The sequence below is a fragment of the Mesorhizobium sp. genome (genome assembly GCF_004962925.1).
Lineage (GTDB): Bacteria > Pseudomonadota > Alphaproteobacteria > Rhizobiales > Rhizobiaceae > Mesorhizobium.
The window spans coordinates 539-22,218 of the sequence record NZ_SUEO01000095.1; the positions used below are offsets into that span (position 1 = coordinate 539).

23 protein-coding genes are annotated in these 21,680 nt (G+C 63.3%); 6 read left to right on the forward strand and 17 right to left on the reverse strand.

The features are described 5' to 3' along the window. On the reverse strand, window positions 1-213 hold a 213-nt coding region (locus E5W87_RS19015; protein ID WP_292400694.1), incomplete at its 3' end, for a LysR family transcriptional regulator. A gap of 110 nt (window positions 214-323) precedes the next feature. Here E5W87_RS19015 and E5W87_RS19020 point away from each other — a divergent pair. Both E5W87_RS19020 and E5W87_RS19025 read left to right on the forward strand, forming a co-directional pair. Next, a complete protein-coding gene (locus E5W87_RS19020; protein ID WP_292400697.1) occupies window positions 324-731 on the forward strand; it encodes a 4-oxalocrotonate tautomerase family protein in 408 nt (135 codons plus the stop codon). A gap of 133 nt (window positions 732-864) precedes the next feature. After that, window positions 865-3,087 carry an AMP-binding protein gene (locus tag E5W87_RS19025; RefSeq protein WP_292400700.1) on the forward strand — a complete coding sequence of 741 codons (2,223 nt, stop codon included), beginning with the start codon at window positions 865-867 and terminating at the stop codon, window positions 3,085-3,087. A 3-nt stretch (window positions 3,088-3,090) separates the two neighbouring features. Here the strand turns inward: E5W87_RS19025 and E5W87_RS19030 are convergent, their stop codons facing one another. From E5W87_RS19030 to E5W87_RS19040, 3 genes are all read right to left on the reverse strand, one after another. Beyond that, the gene (locus E5W87_RS19030) at window positions 3,091-3,354 is read right to left on the reverse strand and encodes a hypothetical protein (RefSeq protein WP_292400703.1); all 264 of its coding nucleotides are present in this window, start codon (window positions 3,352-3,354) and stop codon (window positions 3,091-3,093) included. 270 nt (window positions 3,355-3,624) lie between these two features. Further along, window positions 3,625-4,440 carry a phosphatidylcholine/phosphatidylserine synthase gene (locus E5W87_RS19035; RefSeq protein ID WP_292400705.1) on the reverse strand — a complete coding sequence of 272 codons (816 nt, stop codon included), beginning with the start codon at window positions 4,438-4,440 and terminating at the stop codon, window positions 3,625-3,627. A 3-nt stretch (window positions 4,441-4,443) separates the two neighbouring features. Then, on the reverse strand, window positions 4,444-5,142 hold the full coding sequence (locus E5W87_RS19040; protein WP_292400707.1) for a phosphatidylserine decarboxylase: 699 nt from the start codon (window positions 5,140-5,142) through the stop codon (window positions 4,444-4,446). Between the two features lie 248 nt (window positions 5,143-5,390). Between E5W87_RS19040 and E5W87_RS19045 the strand changes: the two genes are divergently transcribed. Further along, window positions 5,391-6,263 carry an SMP-30/gluconolactonase/LRE family protein gene (locus E5W87_RS19045; protein WP_292400711.1) on the forward strand — a complete coding sequence of 291 codons (873 nt, stop codon included), beginning with the start codon at window positions 5,391-5,393 and terminating at the stop codon, window positions 6,261-6,263. Between the two features lie 3 nt (window positions 6,264-6,266). On the opposite strand, the gene E5W87_RS19050 is transcribed toward E5W87_RS19045, so the two are convergent. The 3 genes from E5W87_RS19050 to E5W87_RS19060 all read right to left on the reverse strand — a co-directional run bounded on the left by E5W87_RS19050 (window position 6,267) and on the right by E5W87_RS19060 (window position 9,953). Then, window positions 6,267-8,153, reverse strand: a complete 1,887-nt coding sequence (locus tag E5W87_RS19050) for an ABC transporter ATP-binding protein/permease (RefSeq protein ID WP_292400714.1) — start codon at window positions 8,151-8,153, stop codon at window positions 6,267-6,269. Window positions 8,154-8,174: 21 nt separating this feature from the next. Next, window positions 8,175-8,501: a helix-turn-helix transcriptional regulator gene (locus E5W87_RS19055; protein WP_292400716.1), complete on the reverse strand. Its 327-nt coding sequence runs from the start codon at window positions 8,499-8,501 to the stop codon at window positions 8,175-8,177. Window positions 8,502-8,564: 63 nt separating this feature from the next. Next, window positions 8,565-9,953, reverse strand: coding sequence for a LysM peptidoglycan-binding domain-containing protein (locus E5W87_RS19060; RefSeq protein WP_292400721.1), 1,389 nt, complete (start codon window positions 9,951-9,953; stop codon window positions 8,565-8,567). Between the two features lie 145 nt (window positions 9,954-10,098). Here E5W87_RS19060 and E5W87_RS19065 point away from each other — a divergent pair, with 145 nt between their 5' ends. Continuing rightward, the gene (locus tag E5W87_RS19065; RefSeq protein ID WP_292400723.1) at window positions 10,099-10,710 is read left to right on the forward strand and encodes a TIGR00730 family Rossman fold protein; all 612 of its coding nucleotides are present in this window, start codon (window positions 10,099-10,101) and stop codon (window positions 10,708-10,710) included. A 79-nt stretch (window positions 10,711-10,789) separates the two neighbouring features. Here E5W87_RS19065 and E5W87_RS19070 read toward each other — a convergent pair whose 3' ends face one another. Further along, window positions 10,790-12,109 carry a sorbosone dehydrogenase family protein gene (locus E5W87_RS19070; RefSeq protein ID WP_292400725.1) on the reverse strand — a complete coding sequence of 440 codons (1,320 nt, stop codon included), beginning with the start codon at window positions 12,107-12,109 and terminating at the stop codon, window positions 10,790-10,792. 215 nt (window positions 12,110-12,324) lie between these two features. Here E5W87_RS19070 and E5W87_RS19075 point away from each other — a divergent pair, with 215 nt between their 5' ends. After that, window positions 12,325-13,326 carry a transporter gene (locus E5W87_RS19075; protein ID WP_292400728.1) on the forward strand — a complete coding sequence of 334 codons (1,002 nt, stop codon included), beginning with the start codon at window positions 12,325-12,327 and terminating at the stop codon, window positions 13,324-13,326. Between the two features lie 9 nt (window positions 13,327-13,335). On the opposite strand, the gene E5W87_RS19080 is transcribed toward E5W87_RS19075, so the two are convergent. The 8 genes from E5W87_RS19080 to cysS all read right to left on the reverse strand — a co-directional run bounded on the left by E5W87_RS19080 (window position 13,336) and on the right by cysS (window position 20,440). Beyond that, the gene (locus E5W87_RS19080) at window positions 13,336-14,022 is read right to left on the reverse strand and encodes a glutathione S-transferase family protein (RefSeq protein WP_292400731.1); all 687 of its coding nucleotides are present in this window, start codon (window positions 14,020-14,022) and stop codon (window positions 13,336-13,338) included. A 15-nt stretch (window positions 14,023-14,037) separates the two neighbouring features. Beyond that, window positions 14,038-14,958: an EamA family transporter RarD gene (gene rarD / locus E5W87_RS19085; RefSeq protein ID WP_292400734.1), complete on the reverse strand. Its 921-nt coding sequence runs from the start codon at window positions 14,956-14,958 to the stop codon at window positions 14,038-14,040. Window positions 14,959-15,041: 83 nt separating this feature from the next. Beyond that, entirely contained in the window at window positions 15,042-16,658 is a 1,617-nt protein-coding gene (gene cimA / locus E5W87_RS19090) for a citramalate synthase (RefSeq protein ID WP_292400737.1), read from the reverse strand. A gap of 2 nt (window positions 16,659-16,660) precedes the next feature. Continuing rightward, window positions 16,661-17,617, reverse strand: a complete 957-nt coding sequence (gene pip, locus E5W87_RS19095; RefSeq protein WP_292400739.1) for a prolyl aminopeptidase — start codon at window positions 17,615-17,617, stop codon at window positions 16,661-16,663. Next, the gene (locus E5W87_RS19100; RefSeq protein ID WP_292400741.1) at window positions 17,614-18,090 is read right to left on the reverse strand and encodes a GFA family protein; all 477 of its coding nucleotides are present in this window, start codon (window positions 18,088-18,090) and stop codon (window positions 17,614-17,616) included. The genes pip and E5W87_RS19100 overlap by 4 nt, the downstream gene beginning before the upstream one ends. After that, complete coding sequence (locus E5W87_RS19105; protein ID WP_292400744.1) at window positions 18,087-18,578, reverse strand: GFA family protein; 492 nt, start codon at window positions 18,576-18,578, stop codon at window positions 18,087-18,089. Before E5W87_RS19105 ends, E5W87_RS19100 begins: the two co-directional genes overlap by 4 nt. A gap of 6 nt (window positions 18,579-18,584) precedes the next feature. After that, window positions 18,585-18,971: a VOC family protein gene (locus E5W87_RS19110; protein ID WP_292400747.1), complete on the reverse strand. Its 387-nt coding sequence runs from the start codon at window positions 18,969-18,971 to the stop codon at window positions 18,585-18,587. Next, window positions 18,968-20,440: a cysteine--tRNA ligase gene (gene cysS, locus E5W87_RS19115; RefSeq protein WP_292400750.1), complete on the reverse strand. Its 1,473-nt coding sequence runs from the start codon at window positions 20,438-20,440 to the stop codon at window positions 18,968-18,970. The genes E5W87_RS19110 and cysS overlap by 4 nt, the downstream gene beginning before the upstream one ends. 390 nt (window positions 20,441-20,830) lie before the next feature. On the opposite strand from cysS, the gene E5W87_RS19120 reads away from it, so the two are divergent. Further along, on the forward strand, window positions 20,831-20,986 hold the full coding sequence (locus tag E5W87_RS19120; protein ID WP_082982528.1) for a hypothetical protein: 156 nt from the start codon (window positions 20,831-20,833) through the stop codon (window positions 20,984-20,986). A gap of 102 nt (window positions 20,987-21,088) precedes the next feature. Here the strand turns inward: E5W87_RS19120 and E5W87_RS19125 are convergent. Next, window positions 21,089-21,680 (reverse strand): SOS response-associated peptidase (locus E5W87_RS19125; RefSeq protein WP_292400753.1); only part of this gene is annotated, 592 nt, incomplete at its 5' end.

Sequence of the window (21,680 nt, forward strand, 5' to 3'; positions counted from 1 at the left end):
CGCATGGCCGACCAGATCTTCGCCCGCCGCCGTCAGGCCGCGCCCTCTTCCCTGCGGCACCAGAAGCGGTTCGCCGACAATATCCTCGAGCCGCTGCATCTGCGTGGTCACCGCCGACGCCGAGCGGCCGACAATTGACGCCGCCTGCGCCAACGAGCCGCCATCGACGAAGGCGAGAAAGGTTTTGAGGAGGTCCGGGTCGAGCATTTGCATAATTCGATAATATCAAAGTGTATTTCAAAACAATTCGATTTTCATAATGGGAGAGCGATGCAAAGATTTCCGACGGCGGAGAGATGCCGCGTAACCCGAGGAGAGAAATTATGCCGATCATCAATGTCAGCGTCACCGGCAAGCCCGATGCCGCTTTGTCCGCCGCTATCGCCAAGCAGGTGACAGAACTGACCGCTACGCATCTGCGCAAGGATGCGACGATCACAGCGGTAGCCATTTCCTATCATGACCCCGAGCACTGGTTCGCCGGCGGCAAGTCGCTGGCCGAGCATGGCACCAACAGTTTCTGGCTCGACATCAAGGTGGTCGACGGCACCAACACCAAGCTTGAGCTGGAGGCCTATCTAAAGGCGATCTTCGCTGGCTTTGGCAGCCTGCTAGGCAAGGTGCACGAAGAAAGCTACGCCTTCGTGCATGAAGTGCCGGCCGCCGCCTATGGCTATGGCGGCAAGACCCAGGAATTCCGTTTCATCAGCGGGAGATTGAAGGCGGCGTGAGCCGCTGCCTTCGCTTCTCCCGATGGAGAAGGCAGAATGAAGCCGCATTGACGTTGAGCCCACTTCGTCTAGGTTCTCATTGAAGCGGTCAGGAAAGAACCGCGACGTGAGAATCTGTTGGGAGAGACGCGGCATGACCCTGACACTGGCGCTGCTTGCGGGCCTCGTCGTGGCCTGGCTGCTGATCGGTGTGGTGGAAAAATTCCGCCTCGGCCTGCGCTTCACCCAGGCGTTGCTCTACGTGCCTTTCAAGCTCGCCTACCGAGTCGCCGATGATCGCATCAGGATCGCCCGCAAAGCAGCCGTCCCGGTCATCTACGTCATCTCGCACCAGTCGCGCTTCGAACCGGCGCTGATGCTGTCGCTGCTGCCGGAAGACACGCTGCATATCCTCGACCAGGCCTCTGCCAGGTCGCCCTGGCTGGAACCATGGCGCGAGCTTGGCCGCACCATCGCCTTCAATGCCGAGCATGTCTTCGTCAGCCGTCGGCTGGTGCGAGTGCTGAAGGGCAAGGGCCGCCTTGCCGTCTATCTGCCGGATGCGGTCGAGCCTGATATCAAGACATTTCGCCTGTTTCGCGCCGTCACCCGCATCGCCATGCAGGCCGACGCCCGCATCGTGCCGATCTTCGTCGCCGGCGCGCGAACTCTGCCGGTATCGCTGACGCCTGCGGACAAGGCGCCCCGGCGCTGGTTTCCCCGCCTGTCGATCAGCGTGCTGGAGCCGATGACCATCGCCGAGTTGGTGGCGCGAAATCCGGATCAGTCCTCGAATACCAATGCGATGTTTGACCGTTTCGCTGAAGCCCGGCTTTTCGGCAGCGATCTTAATCGCAGCCTGTTCCTCGCCATGCGCGACGCCGCCGACCGTGTCGGCGCCTCGCATCCTATCGTCGAAGACGTGATCAGCGGCGCACTGAGCTATAGAAAGCTGTTCATCGGCGCGCGGGTGCTGGGCCGCCGGTTCGAGGCTGTGACGGCGCCGGGCGAAGCGGTTGGATTGCTGCTGCCCAACGCCAATGGCGTTGTGCTGTCGCTGATTGGCCTGCTGTCGGCGAGCCGGGTGGCGGCGATGATCAACTACACCGCGGGCCCGGCCAGCGTCACCGCCGCTGTGCGCACGGCGGAGATCCGCACCGTCGTATCGTCACGCGCCTTTGTCGACAAGGCCAGCCTCGCAGACATCGTCGCAGCGGTGGAAGAAGGCGGCGCGAAGCTGCTGTGGCTGGAGGATGTTCGGACCAGCGCGACCGTGCTGGACAAGCTTGCCGCCGCCTTGCTATGGCGCTGGCCGCTGCAGCCGCAGAATGCCGCCAAGCCGGCGGTGATCCTGTTCACCTCAGGCTCGGAAGGCACGCCCAAGTCAGTAGTGCTGTCGCATAGGAACCTTCTCGCCAACGCCATGCAGGCCGAGGCCCGGATCACCATCTCGCCGGCCGATATCCTGCTCAACGTGCTGCCGGTGTTCCATTCGTTCGGGTTGACGGGCGGCACCATCCTGCCGCTGGTCACCGGGGTAAAACTGTTCCTTTATCCCTCGCCGCTCCACTACAAGCTGATCCCCGAGGTCGCCCGCAAGGCAAGGCCGACCGTCATGTTCGGCACCGACACGTTCCTCGCCAATTACGCGCGCACCGCCAAGGACGGCGATTTCTCCAGCCTGCGCTTCATCGTCGCCGGCGCCGAGGCGGTGAAACCGGAGACACGCCGCGTTTACCGTGAGCGCTTCCAGGCCGAGATCATCGAGGGTTTCGGGCTGACCGAGGCAGCGCCCGTCGTTGCCGTCAATACAGCCATCCACGGTCGCGACGGCACCGTCGGGCGGCTGTTGCCTGCCATGCGCATGAAACTTGAACCGATCGAGGGCATTAGCGGCGCCGGACGGTTGTGGCTCGATGGGCCAAACCTGATGATGGGCTACATGACGTCAGATCGGCCCGGCGAATTGCAGCCGCTCGACAGCTGGCACGATACCGGCGACATCGTTTCGGTCGACCGCGAAGGCTTCCTCACCATTCGCGGGCGGGCCAAGCGTTTTGCCAAGATCGCCGGCGAGATGGTGTCGCTGGGCGCCGTCGAGATGCTGGTGCAGTCGCTATGGCCGGAAGAGCATCACGCCGTGGTGGCGGTGCCGGACAGGCGCCGCGGCGAACGCATCGTGCTGGTCACCACCGCCACTGACGCCGATCCCGACGAATTGCGCAAATTCGGTAAACAAGCAGGTGCCGCCGATCTGATGGTGCCGAACGACATCGTCAAGGTGGAGGAGATCCCGGTGCTGGGTTCCGGCAAGACCGACTATGTCTCGACCCGCAAACTGGCAATCGACCGGTTGGGGCTCAGCGCGGCAGCTTAAGGGCTAGAGGGCCACCACCGACAACAGCAGGATGACGCCGACCGCCATCATCAGCAGGCCCGGCCAGTTCTGCGACAGGCCAAGGAAGCCGAGGCCACGTTGCCGCGGCTCAAGTGTCGGACCTGGCGTTGCAAGCTTTGGTGTCGGGCGATCCGGCGCCGTGCGAATAGGCGCCGGATCGCTCAGCCGCCCGCGCCTTAGGGCTGCGCCAGCCATGTACACAACGCCAGCGACAATGAGCAACGCACCGGTGAGGACGACAGCCAATTTCTCCTCCTCGCTCTTCTTCAGGTGCCGCGCCTGGCACAGCAGCTTGAGAGATCGGTGGCAAGGCGTTTCGCGAGGCCGCGCACCTCGCCCGCTGAGACAGAACGGTCAAGATGCCCGGCAGGTTCCCGCTAGAACGGGATGCGTTCAAATTGAACTGGGCATCCCGCTCTATCTATTTGTTTTAGCCGCATTTCTGCGACGCCAAGTGATTCCACTTGGCTGCAAAATGCGCCAGGTGACCTTCGGAGCGAATTGGCGACAGGTGTGTCAACCGATGTCTGAAGGCGGCACCTTCTCGCCTTCGCGCTTGGCGCGCCTCGAATAGGCGCGGATGCTGAACGGCAGGAAGATCAGATAGCCGGCGACCGACGCCGTCAGCGTGTACCAGGGGTAGGTCATCAACAGCAGGATGTAGAGGACGACGCCGAGGATGATCGGCAGCACCCTGTCGCCCGGGACTTTCAGGCTTTTGCCGGAGTAGACCGGCAGCCGGCTGACCAGCAGGAAGGCAACCAGAACGGTGAATCCGGTGGCAACGAAGGCGGCAGGGCGGGATGGCTCCACGCCAAGCCGCAGAAAGTACAGATAAAGCGGCAGCATCACCAGCACGGCGCCCGCCGGCGCCGGCACGCCGACGAAATATTCGGTCTGCCAGACCGGGCGGTCCGTGTCCTCGTCGAGCACATTGAAGCGGGCAAGCCTGAGCCCGCAGGCGATGGCAAACAAGAGCGCGGCGATCCAGCCCGGCGAGCCGGCTTGGTCGAGCAGGAAGGCATAGAGCACCAGCGCGGGCGCTACGCCGAAATTGACGATATCGGCCAGCGAATCCATCTGCGCGCCGAATTTGGACGTCGCCTTCAGCATCCGCGCCAGGCGGCCATCAATGCCGTCAAGGAAGGCGGCGAGCAGCACCATCACCACGGCCGGCTCGAAGCGGCCTTCGAAGCCGAAGCGGATGCCGGATAGGCCGGCGCAGATGGCGAGCACGGTGACGAGGTTGGGCAGCACCATGCGCATCGGGATTTCATGGATGCGCGGACCGCCGCTGCCATGCGCCTCGAATTTCTTGAACGGCGCGCCCACGGCTCAGGACACCCGCACGAGCGGCGTTGCGGCAATGCCGCCGAATTCGGCCAGTATGGTTTCACCGCCAACCGCCGTCTGGCCGACAGCGACACGCGGCGTCGCGGCAGAGGGCAGGAACACATCGACGCGCGAGCCGAAGCGGATCAGCCCAAAGCGCTCGCCGATGCCGATCGTGCCGCCGGTCTCGGCCCAGCAGACGATGCGCCGCGCTACCAGGCCGGCGATCTGCACCGCAGCCACCGTGCCGTTGGGGCTGTCGATAACCAGGCCGTTGCGCTCGTTGTCGGCACTCGCCTTGTCGAGTGCGGCGTTGAGGAATTGGCCCGGCCGATGCTCGATCCTTGTGATACGGCCGCGCACCGGGGCCCGGTTCACATGGCAGGAGAAGACGTCCATGAACACCGAGATGCGGGTCATCTCACCGCCGCCAAGACCAAGTTCGCGCGGCGGCACGGCCGGGCCGACCGCCGTGATAATGCCGTCGGCCGGGCTCACCACCAGCCGGTCGTCGACAGGCGTGACGCGCTCGGGATCGCGGAAGAAATAGACGCACCAGGCTGTCAGGATGAGGCAGATCCAGAACAGGATCGAAGAGAAATAACCGAGGAAAAGCGTCACCGCTGCGAAGGCGGCGATAAACGGATAACCTTCGCGATGGATTGGAACCAACGTTTTCTTGATCGTGTCGACGAGGTCCATGGGACGGGGGCAGCCCTTGTTTCAGGTTCGGCCTCAATAGCGGAAACACCCTGTGGCCGCAACGCAACAATGGGGAAAGGCCGGCGGCGAACGGTTCTCGTCAGCATTAGTCGATCGCGGGCGTTGGAGGGACCCAACGAGCCTGTCCGAAAAAAACGTGACTGTTGTCGGGGCGACCCGGCCTCGCTCGTCCTTGGAGATACGGTGCTTTTATTGAAGCGCCCGCGGACAAAAACTGGAGCCAACAAATGCCCTCACAGAAATCAGCAGCCAAGGAAGCGCGAGCAGTGATGAACGGCCTGGCGTTCGGCGAGTCGCCGCGCTGGCATGACGGCAGGCTTTGGTTCTGCAACTGGGGAACCGGCCAGATCGTCGCCGTCGATGCCGACGGCAGCAGCGAGATCATGCTCACCGTGCCTGCCACCCTGCCTTATTCGATCGACTGGCTGCCGGACGGGCGCCTGCTCGTCGTCTGCGGGCGTGAAGGGCTGGTGCTGCGGCAGGAAGCAGACGGGACGCTGGTCACCCACGCCGATCTGCGACACCTCTCAGAGAACCCCTGGAACGAGATCGTCGTCGATGGGCGCGGCAACATCTACGTCAATGGCGGTGGGCCGGCGCCGGCTCCCGGCCAGCATTTCGGCCCCGGCACCATCGTGCTGATTGCGCCGGACGGGTCCGTGCGGCAGGTGGCGGACAAGATTGCCTTCGCCAATGGGATGGCGGTGACGCCTGACAACAAGACATTGATCGTCGCCGAATCCCACGCCAACAGGCTGACCGCCTTCGACATCGCCGCCGATGGCAGCCTTGCCAACCGTCGGCGATGGGCCAACCTCGGCAACGGCTTTCCCGACGGCATCTGCCTCGATGCCGAGGGCGCCATCTGGTATGCCGACGTCCCCAACCGGCACTGCGTGCGCGTGCGCGAAGGCGGCGCAATGCTCGCGAGCGTCGACGCCGATCGCGGCTGCTTTGCCTGCATGCTCGGCGGCACCGACGGCAAGACGCTGTTCATCGTCGCTGCCGAATGGCGCGGCTTCGAACACATGATCAGCGATGCCCGCACCGGCCAGGTGCTCAGCATCGAAACTTCCGCACCGGGCGCCGGCTGGCCGTAAGGGCTACGACACCTCCGAGGGGCGGCGACGGACGACAACGCCGAACTCGTCGCTCTCATGCGCAATGCGCAGCCGCTCCTCGGCCTCGGTTGCCTCGCGCTGGCGGTCCCACATCGAGGCGTACAGACCGGCCTTGCGCATCAAGGCCGCATGCGTGCCGCGCTCGGCGATCTGGCCGTCCTGCAGCACGATGATCTCGTCGGCCGAAATCACCGTCGACAGCCGATGGGCTATGACGATTGTGGTGCGGCCCTGGCTGACCAGATCGAGCGCTGCCTGGATCTCCTGTTCGGTATGGCTGTCGAGCGCCGAGGTCGCCTCGTCGAGCATCAGGATCGGCGGCGCCTTCAAAATGGTGCGGGCGATCGCCACGCGCTGCTTCTCGCCACCGGACAGTTTCAGCCCGCGCTCGCCGACCATCGAACGGTAGCCATCGGGCAGACGTTCGATGAACGGTCCGATCTGGGCGAGTTCGGCCGCCTTTCGCACATCCTCCTCGCTGGCATCGACGCGGCCGTAGCGGATGTTATAGGCGATGGTGTCGTTGAACAGCACTGTGTCCTGCGGCACCATGCCGATCGCCGCGCGCAGGCTCTCCTGCGTCACGTCGCGAATGTCCTGGCCGTCGATCAGTATCTTGCCGCCCTGGATGTCGTAGAAGCGAAACAGAAGCCGGGAAATGGTCGATTTGCCGGCGCCCGACGGCCCAACAATGGCAACCGTCTTGCCGGCGGGCACCTCGAAGCTGATGCCTTTCAGGATTTTGCGGTTGGGATCGTAGGAAAAGGACACGTCGTGGAACTCGACCTTGCCGGCGCCGACGACCAGCGGCTTGGCGCCCGGTCTGTCGACGATCTCCTGCGGCACATCGAGCAGGTCGAACATCTGCTCGATGTCGGTCAGGCCCTGGCGGATTTCGCGATAGATGAAGCCGATGAAGTTGAGCGGCACCGAAAGCTGCACCAGCATGGCGTTGATGAAGACGAAGTCGCCAACTGTCTGCGTACCGGCCTGCACCTCTAGCGCCGAAAGGCACATGACGACAACCGTACCGAGACCGAAGATGACGCCCTGGCCGAAGTTCAGCCAGCCGAGCGAGGTCCAGATCCTGGTGGCGGCGGTCTCGTAGCGCGCCATCGACCGGTCGAAACGCTCGGCTTCCATGCTCTCGTTGTTGAAATATTTGACCGTCTCGAAATTGAGCAGCGAGTCGATCGCCTTGGTGCTCGCGTCGGTGTCGCTGTCGTTCATGTCGCGGCGAATGACGATGCGCCAATCGCTCGCCCTGATGGTGAACCAGATGTAGAGCCAGACCGTCACCGCCACCACAGCCACGTATTTCCAACCATAGGTGACGGCGAAGATGCCGGCTGTCAGCGCGAATTCGAGGATGGTCGGTAAGGTGTTGAGCACGGTGAAGCGGACGATCGTCTCGATGCCCTTGGTGCCGCGCTCGATGATGCGCGACAGGCCGCCGGTGCGGCGCTCGAGATGGAAGCGCAGCGACAGCTGATGCATGTGGATGAAGGTGCGGAAGGCGAGCTGGCGCACCGCATACTGTCCGACTCGGGCAAACAGCGCGTCGCGCAATTGGTTGAAACCGAGTTGCACCAGCCGCACGACGTTGTAGGCGACGACCAGCATAACCGGCGCCAGCAGGAAGGCCGGCAATGGCGGCACCGACTTGGCGTCGCCGGCCAGCGCATCGGTGGCCCATTTGAAGAAATAGGGACCGGCAACCAGTGTCAGCTTGGCGACGACCAGAAGCACTGTCGCCCACACCACCCGCGCCCTAAGGTCGGCACGGTCGGCCGGCCACATGTAGGGCCACAGATTGCGCAATGTCTTGAAGGTCGAACCGGAATCGGCAGAGACGGTTTTTTCGGCCATTTTTATGCCTTTTCGTATTTCTTAGCGGCCGGAGCAGCAGGAGTTGACGAGCGCAGCCAGCGATGCGGAAACATCGGCTAGCGCATCGCGGTCGACCTGATAGCGCGAGCGTTGCCGATCAGGTTCGTAGCGGACGAGCCCGGCGTCGACCAATATCTTCAAGTGCTGGGAGACGGTGGATTGTGCCAGGTCGAGATGATCGACGACCTCCCGGCAGCAGCAGGAGCGGCTGGCCGAAAGATGCCTAAGGATCTCGATCCGCGCCGGGTGCGAAAGCGCGGCGAGCTTCGCGGCCACGGCGCGGCTATCGGCGACGCCGCAGGTCTTCTCAATCAGGGGAGCGCTCATCGTCTATCGGCGATAGGCGATGAACGAACTTTCCGCAAGAGGTCGGAAAGAAGAAAAGGATTTCTAATCGGCCTTTTTTGGGGCCTTCGTCATCTGATCGCCCATCGCCTTGAAGTCGGCGGCCTCGCCTTCCTTCGACGTTTCCGGGATCTTGAAGACCTGCCCCGGCCAGATGCGGTCGGGATTCCTGATCTGATCCTGATTGGCGAGGTAGATGGTCGAGTAGCGAACACCTTGGCCGTAGACCCGCCGCGAAATCCGCCACAGCGTATCGTGGCGGCGGATGATGACGGCGCTGTCGGCGTGTTCGAGTTTCGGCGCCGCGGTCTCGGGCACAGCCGGGGGCGTCGCAGCCGCCACACCGGCCGGAGCCTCGGCTGCAGGAGCCGCAGGCGTCGTCGCATCAGCAGCCGCAGGCGGCGTGGCGGGGTCGGTTGCAGGCGCGGCCGGCTTCGCCACGGCGGCGACCGACTCGCCCGGCTCGCGCTCGAACGGCACGGCGGCACGGGCCACCACCTTGATCCCGTCGGCATCGAGCGCGTCGACATGGATGGTGTAGGTGCCGACCGGAATGTTGCGCGTCGCTTCGACCAGGAAATGGCCGTTGGGCGATGTCTTCGCGTCGCCGAGCAAGATATCGTTGGCATAGGCGCGTACCTTGCGGCCGGGATCGGCGAGCCCGGCGACAAAGATCTTGTTGCCGTCGATCTCGATCGCTTCGACGACGATCTTTGGCCCTGCGGCTGGTGTTGCAGGTGCGACCGGCACTTCCGGAGCCGCGGGTGCGGCTTCGACAGTGGCCGGTGCCGTGGGTGCAGCGGGGTCCTCGGCAGCCGGAGCGGCCGCCTTGCCGCCGGCAGGCGGCGCTTCAGGCTTCTTCTCGGGTGCAGGAACGGTGAGCAATTCGGAAGGCTTGCCGGGCTCTTCGATCATCGCCAGCACTTGGCCAGCAGGATTCTGGGGAATGGAGACGACGGCTGTCTGCACAGAGGGGGTCACGACATTGCCGGTCATCGAACGCAGCGCGATCGTGTAATCGCCGGGTTTCAGCGGATCGTCGAGAACGATGGCAAAAGCGCCGTCGGCACCGGCGACGGTCGACCCGAGAACGGTCGAACCGTTGAGGATCTCGACCTTGGCGTTGGGTGCGGCATTGCCGGCGACGACGATGGAGCCCTTGATTTCGACCCGAACGATATCGAAGGTCGGCGCGATCGCGTCGGCCGTGGCCGGCGCTGCCGGTGCCATCGCGTCTGTGGCCGGCTCGGGCGGAAGCGGTCCATCGGTCCCTGGTTCGGCCGGCTTCTGCACCGGTGGCGTCAGCGATACCACTTCCGCCGGTGGCGTGCGATTGAGATACGGATCGAGCGCGCCCGACACATAGGCGGTTCCCGCCGCGGCGACTGAGCCGCCGGCGGCGAACAAAAACGCCTTCAATGGATTAATTGCCATATTTCCCTGCCCTTAGCCACCTAATGCCGGTCTAGCCTGTTTTGCCCAAACCGACAAGAAAAACGGGCCGCCACGAAAACGGGGCCGACAAGAAAAAGCCCACCCGGGCTTGACCACGAATAAAGACCCAATCACCAATCATCTCATGAACACGATTCGATCCGTCTGCGTCTATTGCGGCTCATCGCCGGGCCGCGATGAGACTTATGCCAAGGCCGGACACCTGCTTGGGCGCTCGATTGCCAAGTCCGGCCTGCGTCTGATCTATGGCGGCGGCACCAGGGGCATCATGGGAGCCGTTGCCGACGGCGCGTTGCGGGCCGGCGGCAAGGTGACGGGCATCATTCCGCGTTTCCTGATCAACAGGGAGGCCACCGAAACCGCGCTTGACCGGCTCGATGAGCTCGTCATCACCGACAACATGCACGAGCGCAAACACGCGATGTTCGAGAAATCCGACGCCTTTGTGGCGCTGCCGGGCGGCATCGGCACGGTCGAGGAAATCATCGAGATCATGACCTGGGGCCAGCTCGGCCATCATCGCAAGCCGATCGTCTTCGGCAACGTTGGGGGATTCTGGGATCCGATGCTGGCGCTGCTCGACCATATGATGGCCGAAGGCTTCATCCACACCGCGCAGCGGGTCAAGCCGTTGGTGGTCGACGATCCAGAGGCGATCGTCGCCGCCATCATGGTCGCTGGATCGTCGGTCGATGCGCCGACCGAGGGTGTGCAGTCGGTAATCGACAAACTTTAAGGGAGTAAGGCAGTAAGGGAGTAGGGCAGTATGTGGTGCATGCCGCGCTCATGAGGCGCTATCCTACTGCCCTACTGCCCTACTGCCCTACCCGCCAGATGACATTGCCGACATCGTCGGCGACGAGCAGTGCGCCGGTCTGATCGATAGCAACGCCGACCGGACGGCCCATCGCCTTGCCATCACGCCCGATGAAGCCAGTGAGCACATCTTTCGGGGGGCCGCTCGGTTTACCGCCGCGGAACGGCACGAAGATCACCTTGTAACCGCTGTGCACGCTTCTGTTCCACGAGCCGTGCTGGCCGACGAAGGCGCCGTTGCCGTAGGCCGGACCGAGCGACGCGCCTTTGGAAAAGGTCAGTCCCAGCGAGGCGGTATGGGAACCCAGGGCATAGTCGGGCTTGACCGCCCTCGCCACGAGATCGGGGCGCTGCGGCTTGACGCGTTCGTCGACGTTCTGTCCGTAGTAGCTGTAGGGCCAGCCGTAGAACGCGCCGTCACGAACCGAGGTCATGTAATCCGGCACGAGATCGTCGCCGATCTCGTCACGCTCGTTCACAGCGACCCAAAGCTCGCCGGTTTCAGGGTTCCAGGAGAGCCCGTTCGGGTTGCGCAGCCCCGACGCGAAGACTCGGGTGCGGCGGGTGGACAAATCCACTTCAAGGACGGCGGCGCGGTTCTGCTCCGCGGCCATGCCGTTTTCTCCGACGTTACTGTTGGACCCGACGGTGGCATAGAGCTTGCGCCCATGCGGACTTGCGATCACGTCCTTGGTCCAATGATGGTTGAGGTCTCCGGCCGGCAAGTCGATGATCTTTTCCGGCGGCGTGGTGACTCGGGTCTGGCCAGTGGAGTAGGGGAAAGCGACGAGCGCGTCGGTATTCGCGACGTAGAGCTTGCCTTTGGACAGCGTCATACCGAAGGGTGAATTGAGGCCTTCCGCGAACGTCCTGCGCACATCCGCAACGCCGTCGCCATTGGTGTCGCGCAGGAGGGTGATGCGGTTGGCGCTTTTGGTCGCGGCGCCGGCCCGCTTCATAGCCACGTCCATGAAGACCTTTCTAAGGCTGAAGCCTTCATCATGCTTGGCAGGGGCGTTGGTTTCGGCAACCAGCACGTCGCCGTTCGGAAGCACATGCAGCCAACGCGGGTGGTCAAGGCCGGTGGCGAAGGCGTTCACCGTCAGCCCCTTCGCCGGGGTCGGCATACCACCTTTCTGCCAGCCTTTCGCCTCGGCGATGTTGACGGTCGGGATCAGCGTCGGTCTTGGTTTCGGTAAGGTGGGGTTGGGGCCATAGCCGGTTATTGCCCCTGTTTTCTGCGCTGGAAAGCCTGCGCAACTCGCCATGACGGCTCCCAATACCGCAATGAGTACGCTTCGTGGGAAGCCGGCATGCATCGGACGTCCTCCGCATGGATTTGCGTCGTGCTCTTTGTGTAAACGCCAGTCAACGGCGTATTATTCCAATTGCCTCAAAACGACGGCATTCGTATGCGCGCCTCGGATGACGGTCAAAGTGTCAAGAAACCGTCACACGAAACCGGGAGCGCCCGTGCTAAGAATCACCAGCCGCTGCCGCGCGGCGTTGTTTTCAAAAAGCTGACCAAGCGACCATGAACATCGCCCTCAACCCGGAAGGCACCGACCTGTCGCCGTACCTGCCCGACGAGCACGGGCTGTTCTTCATCTATCACTTCACCGCCGAAGGCACGCGAACCAAAGATTCGGCCGCCGCACACTGGACATGGCGCAGCTATCAGCTTTCCGACATGCGGGCCCGCCACGAGATCGCCGCCGAGCCGGCTTTGCCGCCGCCGGTGCGCGATGCCTTCCTGTCGGCCGGCCATGGCTGCCATATCGACCTTGAGGGCGACTGGCTCTACGGCGATCTGCCGGACCTGCGCCACGACTATTCGGCCGAGGCACGCGGGCTCGGCCATTTCCGCTTCGCTTTCAACGACACGATGCTGATCGGCGGCCGCAAGCAGCCGCTCCGGTCGGTCGACAATGTCCGCAAGGCGATTGACAACGGCTCGCGCAAGTTCCGCTCTCCGGCCGAACTGATCGAGGCTGTTATGGGCCAGTCGCTCGACGGTATGGCGACGGAGCTCGGTGACCTTGGCGACACGCTCGACGGTATCGAGGACCGCATCGTCTGCGATGCATGGCACAATGAGCGGCAGGCGCTGGTCGATGCACGCCGGCATCTGGTGGTGATCCACCGACAGATGGCGACGCTGACCAGCCTGTTCCGCCATCTCGACCATTCGCATCGCAACGATTTGCCGGACGCGATCAACGACATGGCGGCGCGGCTTTCGCACCGCGCCCATACATTGCATCATGACGGCGAGCAATTGCAGGCACGTGCCCGGCTCTTGCAGGACGAGCTGATGGCCAAGCTGACGACGCAGTCGAACCAGTTGCTCTACATGCTGTCAGTGATGACGGCGGTGCTGTTGCCGATGACGATCATTTCAAGCCTGTTCGGCATGAATGTCGGCGGCCTGCCACTGGTCGACACGCCGATGGGTTTTTGGGTGGCGTCGGCGATATCGCTGGCAGTCGCGGCGGTCGTCTACCTGTTCGTCAGGCGGCTGGGGCGCGGGATGTAGCGGCAACCGTTACAAGGTTTCGCGAAAGTCCTCGATGACAGTGCCGGCGGCGCGCGCCTCCGCTTCGTGGTTCGGCTCGCGCCACGTCTCGGCAAGGGCTGCTGCGTACCATTCGCGCATCGCCGGCAGAGCAAGCAATCGCGCCGGATAGGCGGCAGCTGCGCCCTCGAAAGACAGTCCGTAGGACTGAACCCTAAACGCCACCGGGGCAAAGAAGGCGTCAACGGCGGTGAAGCGATCGCCAGCCAGGAACGGTCCGCCGAAGCGGCGCAGCCCATCGTCCCAGAGATCGCCGAGACGGAAGAGGTCGTGCTTCAGCTCATCGGAGATCGGCACCAGCGCGATCCGGACACCGCAGTTCATCGGACAGGAGCCGCGCAAGGCGGTGAAGCTCGAATGCATTTCGGCCGCAGCCGACCGCGCCCAGGCTCGCGCCTTCGCGTCGGCAGGCCAGACGCCGGCGTGGCGCTCGGCCAGATATTCGGCGATGGCGAGCGAATCCCAAACCGCCCAGCCGTCGTCGATCAGGCAAGGTACGCGGCCGCTGGGCGAGAACGGCCGGTAGAGGCTCCAGCTCGATCCGGTCGGAAACGGTGTCAGCCGCTCCTCGAAGGAGACGTCCAATGTCCGCATCAGCACCCAAGGCCGCAGCGACCACGAGGAATAATTCTTGTTTGCTATGTGCAGCACGTACATCGAAAATCCCTCGCCCTAACGCACTGCCGGCCGGGTCTCGCGGCCGCGGAACATCGACCAGGAATAGATCGCCAGCGCGGTCCAGATCAGGCCGAAGGCGATGGCCTGGGTGCTGCCGAAGGGTTCGCCGAAGATCAGTACGGCGATCAGGAACACAATGGTCGGCGCGATATACTGCATGATGCCGATGGTGGAGAGACGCAACAGCTTGGCCCCGAAGGCAAACAGCAGCAACGGTATGGCGGTGACCGGGCCGCAGCCGATCAGCAGCGCGGTATCGTTCAGGGAACTGGAGACGAAATGGTCCTGCCCAGTGACGATCAGGAAGATGATGTAGCTGAGCGCCGGCACCGACAGCAACAGCACTTCGAGCAGAAAGCCCTGGCTCGGACCAATTGGCAGCGTCTTGCGGAAGAAGGCATAGGCGGCAAAGGAAAACGCCAGCACCAGCGACACCCAGGGCAGCTTGCCGGCGTCGATCGTCAGCACCGCGACCGCGATGGCCGCCAGCACCACCGCCGCAATCTGCAGCCGGTCGAGCCGTTCGCCGAGCAGCAGCGCGCCGACGACGACGCTGACAAGCGGGTTGATGTAGTAGCCAAGCGCGGTCTCGATGGTACGGTCGACCGCGATCGCCCAGACATAGATACCCCAGTTGACCGAAATCAGCGCCGCCGTCAGCGCCGCCATCGAAATGATGCGCGGCGAACGGATTGCGGCCTTGAAGTCAGCGGTGCGGCCGGCCCAGACCAAAACGGCGGCGGCGATCGGCACCGACCAGACGATGCGGTGCGCAATGACTTCCGCCAGCGGCAGATGCGCAACCGCCTTCATGTAGAAGGGCAGCAGCCCCCACAGGAGATAGGCGCCCAGCGCCAGCAGGAAGCCACGCGGGGCCTTTGAGTCTGCTTCGAGCTGAATTGCTTGCGTGGCCATGGCCCAACGCTATGCGCCAGCCGCCGTGCCAAGACCATCGCAAAGTTCTGATGGATCAATGGACTTTCGCTGATGGTTCAATCTTACTCCGCCGCTACCAGCCCGGCCATCTCTCGGTTCTTCATCAGCTTGTAGACGATGGAATCCATCAGCGCCTGGAACGAGGCGTCGATGATGTTTTCGGAGACGCCGACCGTCCACCAGCGCGCGCCGGTTGCGTCATGCGATTCGATCAGCACACGGGTGATCGCCTCGGTGCCGCCATTGAGGATACGCACCTTGAAATCGGCAAGCTCGAGGTCGGCGATCTCGTTCTGGAATTTTCCGAGATCCTTGCGCAGCGCGATGTCGAGCGCGTTGACCGGACCGTGCCCTTCGGCCACCGACATCTTCTCCTCGCCCTCGACCAGCACCTTGACGATCGCCTCGGAGACCGTCTTCAGCTGGCCGTTGGCGTCGAAGCGGCGCTCGACCATGCAGCGGAACGACGTGACGCTGAAGAATTCCGGCAGCCCGTGCAGCATCTTGCGCGCCAGAAGCTCGAAGCTGGCATCGGCGCCTTCATAGGCATAGCCCTCGGCCTCGCGTTCCTTGACCACTGATATCAGCGCGTCGAGCCGGTGGTCGTCCTTCGGCATGTCGATGCCGCGCCGTTTCAACTCGGCGAGGAAATTCGCCTTGCCGCCCTGGTCCGAGACCATGACGCGGCGGCGGTTGCCGACCGCTTCCGGCGGAACATGCTCGTAGGTCGCGGGCTCCTTGGCCAGCGCCGAGGCATGGATGCCGGCCTTGGTGGCGAAGGCGGAAGCACCGACATAGGGCGCCTGTGCTTCCGGCGCGCGGTTCAGCAATTCGTCGAAGGCGCGGGAAAGGCGCGAGATGCCGGTCAGAGCGTCGGCCGAAATGCCTGTCTCGAATCGGCTGGAAAAGGCTGGCTTCAGCGCCAGGGTCGGCACGATCGAGATCAAATTGGCGTTGCCGCAGCGCTCGCCGATGCCGTTCAGCGTGCCCTGGATCTGGCGCACGCCAGCCTCGACGGCGGCCAGCGAATTCGCCACCGCCTGGCCAGTGTCGTCATGGGCATGGATGCCGAGATGGTCTCCGGGAATGCCTGAGGCGATGACCTTCTCGACGATGGCATGCAGTTCCGAGGGCTGCGTGCCGCCATTGGTGTCGCACAGCACCACCCAGCGCGCGCCGGCGTCATAGGCGGTCCTGGCGCAGGCCAGCGCATAATCGGGATTGGCCTTGAAGCCGTCGAAGAAATGCTCGCAGTCGACCAGCGCTTCCTTCCCGGCAGCAACCGCCGCTTCGACCGAGGCCTTGATCGCCTCGAGGTTTTCCTCGTTGGTGCAGTTCAGCGCGACGCGGACATGGTAGTCCCAGCTCTTGGCGACAAAGCAGATGGCGTCCGATTTCGACTGAACCAGTGCGGCAAGCCCGGGATCGTTCGAAGCCGACACCCCTGCCCGCTTGGTCATGCCGAAGGCGACGAATTTGGCGCTGGCCGTGCGGTGCTCGGCAAAGAAGGCGGTGTCGGTCGGGTTGGCGCCGGGATAGCCGCCCTCGATATAGTCGATGCCGAACTCATCAAGCAGCTTGGCGATGGCGATCTTGTCCTCGACGGAAAAGTCGATGCCCGGCGTCTGCTGGCCATCGCGTAGCGTGGTGTCGAAGAGATAGAGGCGCTCGCGGCCCATGATCATTTCCCCGCAAACCGGTCGGTCGTCCGGATCAGCCGATCGAGGATGCCCGGCTCCGAATAAGCATGGCCGGCGCCCTCGATCAGGTGGAAATCCGCCTTAGGCCAGGCCTTGTGCAGCGCCCACGCATAGCGCGCCGGACACGGCATGTCATAGCGGCCGTGGACGATGGTGCCGGGAATGTCCCTGAGCTTAAAGGCATCGCGCAGCAGTTGCCCCTTCTCAAGCCAGCCGGCGTGGACGAAATAGTGGTTCTCGATACGGGCAAAGGCGACTGCGTAGTCGTCTTCGCCAAACGGGGCGCTGGTTTCAGGCTCGGGCAATAGCGTGATCGTCTCGCCTTCCCACAGGCTCCAGGCGCGGGCGGCCTCGACCTGCGCCTTGCGGTCGCTGCCGACCAGCCGCTTGCGGTAGGCGGCCATCATGTCGCCGCGCTCGGCCTCGGGGATCGGCGCCAAGAAGCGTTCCCATTTGTCGGGGAACATTTCCGAGACGCCGAACTGGTAATACCATTCGAGTTCCGCACGCGTCAGCGTGTAGATCCCGCGCACGACCAATTCGCTGACCCGCTCGGGGTGCGTCTCGGCATAGGCCAACGCCAGCGTCGAGCCCCACGAGCCGCCGAACACCAGCCATTTGTCGAAGCCGCACATGTCGCGCAGGCGCTCGATGTCGGCGACCAGATGCCAGGTGGTGTTGGCCTCGAGCGAGGCGTTGGGCGTCGATTTTCCGCAGCCGCGCTGGTCGAAAAGGATGACGTCGTAAAGCTTAGGATCAAATAGCCGCCGGTTTTTTGGCGAAATGGTGCCGCCCGGTCCGCCATGCAGGAAGACAGCCGGCTTGGCGCCTCTGGTGCCGGAACGCTCCCAGTAGACCTGATGGCCGTCGCCGACATCTAGCAAGCCGGACTCGAAGGCCTCGATCTCGGGATAGAGGTTGCGGAGTTCACTGCTCATAATTTCAGGCCCTGCTGCGGCCAATTGGCCGTTTCGTGATCCGGATGCTGGAAGGAGATGATCGATTCTTGCCGGGTATAATACTCAGGATCCTCGTGGACCGGCGCGTCGAAGATCTTCTCCACCCAGGGCAGCCGGACGGCGTAGTTGACCTGGATCTGCGGCGCGAGGTCGGAACGGTCGTCAAAAGCGCCGATGGCGATCTCGAGCCCGCCGGGCTGCCGATAGGTCAGTGGCGTGCCGCATCGGGCGCAAAAGCCACGATCGATGTTGACCGAAGACTGGAAATAGCTCGGCTCCTCGCGCACCCATTCGACGCCGTCCTTCGGCACCGTTACCAGCGCGCCGAAGAAGGAACCGAACTGTTTCTGGCACATGCGGCAATGGCAGATGGAAGCACGCCCGAGCGCCCCACGAATGCGGAAACGCACGGCGCCGCACTGGCAGCCGCCGGTTCGAACGGTTTCGGTCATGATCTTTCCTCCGGCGGCCATTGTTCGGTGTCGTGGTCGGGATGCTGGTAAGAGACGAGATCGGCAAGATAGGAGGCCGACGAGACGTCGGCCATCGTTTCCTCGCCGGGCAATTCGTGAATGTGATCCACATAGGGGAGTTTTGCTTCGGTGCCCCACTGGATGGTCGGCGCGATCTCCTCCGGGTCGTCGAATGCGGCGATGGCGAGCGCGATGCCGTCGGGCGCCTCGAAGGTCAGCGGCGTGCCGCAATCGGCGCAAAAACCACGCCATGCGGCGTTGGAGGAGCGGAAGCGTTTGGGCTCGCCGCGCGTCCAGTCGAGCTTTGCGCTACGCACGGACACCAGCGGCAGGTAAAAATTGCCGCTTGCCTTCTGGCACATGCGGCAATGGCACACGGAGGCGTCACCCGGCGCGCCTTCGATACGGAAGCGCACGGCGCCGCACTGGCAGCCGCCTGTATAGACCGGTCTGTTGTCGAGGCTCATCGTCGATCACTCCGGGGCATGGCAGACGGCTTCGACATTGTTGCCGTCGGGATCGAAGACGAAGGCGCCATAGTAGTTCGCATGATAGTGCGGACGCAGGCCCGGCGCGCCATTGTCCTTGCCGCCGGCGGCGATGGCGGCTGTGTGGAAGGCATCGACCTCGGCGCGGCTGCGCGCGGTGAAAGCGACGTGCTGGCGGTCCTTCGGCTTGTCCTTGCCGGAATGCAGCCAGAACACCGGCCGGTCGCGGCCATAGCCCCCGACCTTGGCGCCGCCGGTATATTCCTGCGGCACCATGTAGAGCAGCGAGGCACCGAGCGGCGCCATCGCCTTGTCGTAGAAGGCTTTCGACACGTCGAAATCGGAAACGGTGATGCCAAGATGATCGATCATCTTTTTACCTCCCAGGTGGTGATGCGGGCCCCCGTGACGGGGTCCTTGCCGTCTTTCAACTGGATGCCTTGCGCCAGCAATTCTTCGCGGATGCGGTCGGCCTCTGCCCAGTTTCCGGCGGCGATCAGTGCCAGGCGTTTGGTGATCGCGTTGGCGATGGCGTCTTCATCGACCTTGGCCGGTGTAACGTCGAAGCCGAGGAACGACAGTGCCACCTTCAACGAAGCGGCAGCATCGTTGGCCGCGGTGGCAGCGTTGCCGCCAGCGGCAGCATTGGAATCCACAGCCTCGCCGGCCAGCTGCGTCATTACCTGGAACGCAGAGTAGGTTGCGAGATCGTCCGACAGGGCTTCCACCACGTCCACCGGCAATTGCTTTGCCGCCGCCGGCGCCAGATCCGCCGCCCGCTTCCATTTGCGCAGCGTGTTTTCCGCCTCTTCCAGCTTGCGCACGGAAAAGTCGATCGGCTCGCGATAATGCGTCATCAGCATCGCCAGCCTGAGCACCTCGCCCGGCCATTTACGGCCACCAAAGGTCTCTGTCTCCAGCAACTCGTTGATCGAGTAGAAGTTGCCCAGGCTCTTGGACATCTTCTGCCCCTCGACCTGCAGAAAGCCGTTGTGCATCCATACCTTGGCCATCATTTCGGTGCCGTGGGCGCAGCGCGACTGGGCGATTTCGTTCTCGTGGTGCGGGAAGATCAGGTCGAGCCCGCCGCCGTGGATGTCGAAGACCTCGCCGAGATAGGCGGCCGACATTGCCGAGCACTCGATGTGCCAGCCCGGCCGGCCCCTGCCCCACGGGCTGTCCCAGCCCGGCTCTTCCGGCGAGGACAGCTTCCACAGCACGAAATCGCCAGGGTTCTTCTTGTGCTCATCGACGGCGACGCGGGCGCCGGCCTGCTGCTCGTCGAGATTGCGCTTCGACAATTGGCCATAGTCCGGCATCGAGGCGGTGTCGAACAGGACTTCGCCTGCCGCAACGTAGGCATGGCCGCGTTCGATCAGGCGTTGAATCAAGGAGATCATGTCGGCCTTGCCATCGGCGCGCGGCGCGACGAACTCGGTGGCGCGCGGCTCGACCGTTGGCTCCAGGCAGCCGAGCGTCGCCACATCCTTGTGGAACTGGTCGGCGGTCTTTTCTGTGACCCGCCGAATCGCCTCGTTCAGCGACAGTTCTCCCGAGGCAATCTCGCCGCCGAAGTCACGCAGGGCGCGGGCGTTGATCTTGTCGTCGACATCCGTGATGTTGCGCACATAGGTGACGTGCGCTTGCCCGTAGAGATGGCGCAGCAGACGGAACAGCACATCGAAGACGATCACCGGCCGCGCATTGCCGATATGGGCAAAGTCATAGACCGTCGGGCCGCAGACATACATGCGCACATTGCGCGGATCGATCGGGAAGAAATCCTCCTTGGTCCGCGTCAGCGTGTTGTAGAGGCGCAGGCCCTTCGATGCGTCAGACATTCGTGCCTTCCCGGTGCGTTACGTTTTGGCTGGGGCCATTTTGCGCCGAGGCGCAAATCAGGCTCCAGCCTGCTGGCCGGGGCGTTTGTCCACTCTAGAAGGAAGATAGGCGAAAACGTCCGGACCAGCGCGAAGCTAGCCAATAATGCAGATGCCACAAATGGCGAAAGACGTTCTCATGAGCGGCTTTATCGCCTCAGCCAGTGTTGCCGTCAAGTCGCAACTTTCGGCAAAAGAGTCGCTGGATCACAGGTAATGACGCGGTGAAACATTTTATTAAACATGTCGGCACAGTCATGAAACATTCGCCGGCTAGATCACCAGATGTCACGATTTGGTCGGATTCGACCAGCAAACGCGGACACGAAGATGTTACCAGGGAAGAGAAAAATGCCCCGAACCAAGCAGGACTCCAGCAGCGCCAAGCAACCGGCGCTCGCCAGCCAATACCGGGCGATCGGCCCGGCCGCGATCGTCGCCGCCCTTCTCCATACCGCGAAGAAGAAAAAGCCGGCTCAGAAGATCACATCACCGCGCGCTGCCTGATGTGAAGTGCGGCCGGCCGGTCGCCAGTAAAAGGGGGCGCCGGCAATGAAGGCACTGAAGCGCCCCGGGGAAATAGCAGCTACTGCTAAAACCCAGCTACTGCTAAAACAAGGTCATCTGACTGTCGTCCGCGCCGGGCTTCTGGCGCTTGGCGTTCTCGGGCTCCGGCTCCACGACCCCCCTTTCCTGAATCTCCGGTCCGGTGTTGGCGACCTTGTTGACGAGGTCGGAAACCGGGACAGCCTCGAAGAAATCGGGTTGTGCCGGTCTGAGCAGGTCAGCCACGTCGCGCGGCTCAAGCGTGCGGCAATCCAGCCAGCGGGCGAAATCCTGCGGATTTATCACCACCGGCATCCGGTCGTGTATATGGGCGATGTCGGCATTGGCGTTGACGGTCAGGACAGCTCCGGTGTCCATTTCCGAACCGCCCGGCTCGGCATAGGTTTCGATCAGCCCGGCGAAAGCGACAAGCCCGCCATGCTTCGGCCGCACCCAATAGGGCTGTCCCCTCTTGCCGCCTGATTGACGCCATTCGTAGAAGCCGGAAGCCGGCACCAAAGCGCGGCGATGGCGCATTGCAGTGCGGAATGAGGCCTTTTCCGTTGCTCCCTCCGAGGGGGCGTTGAACAGCAGCGGAAACTCACGCGTGTCCTTCACCCAGGCCGGGATCAGCCCCCAGCGCACCAGCATCGGC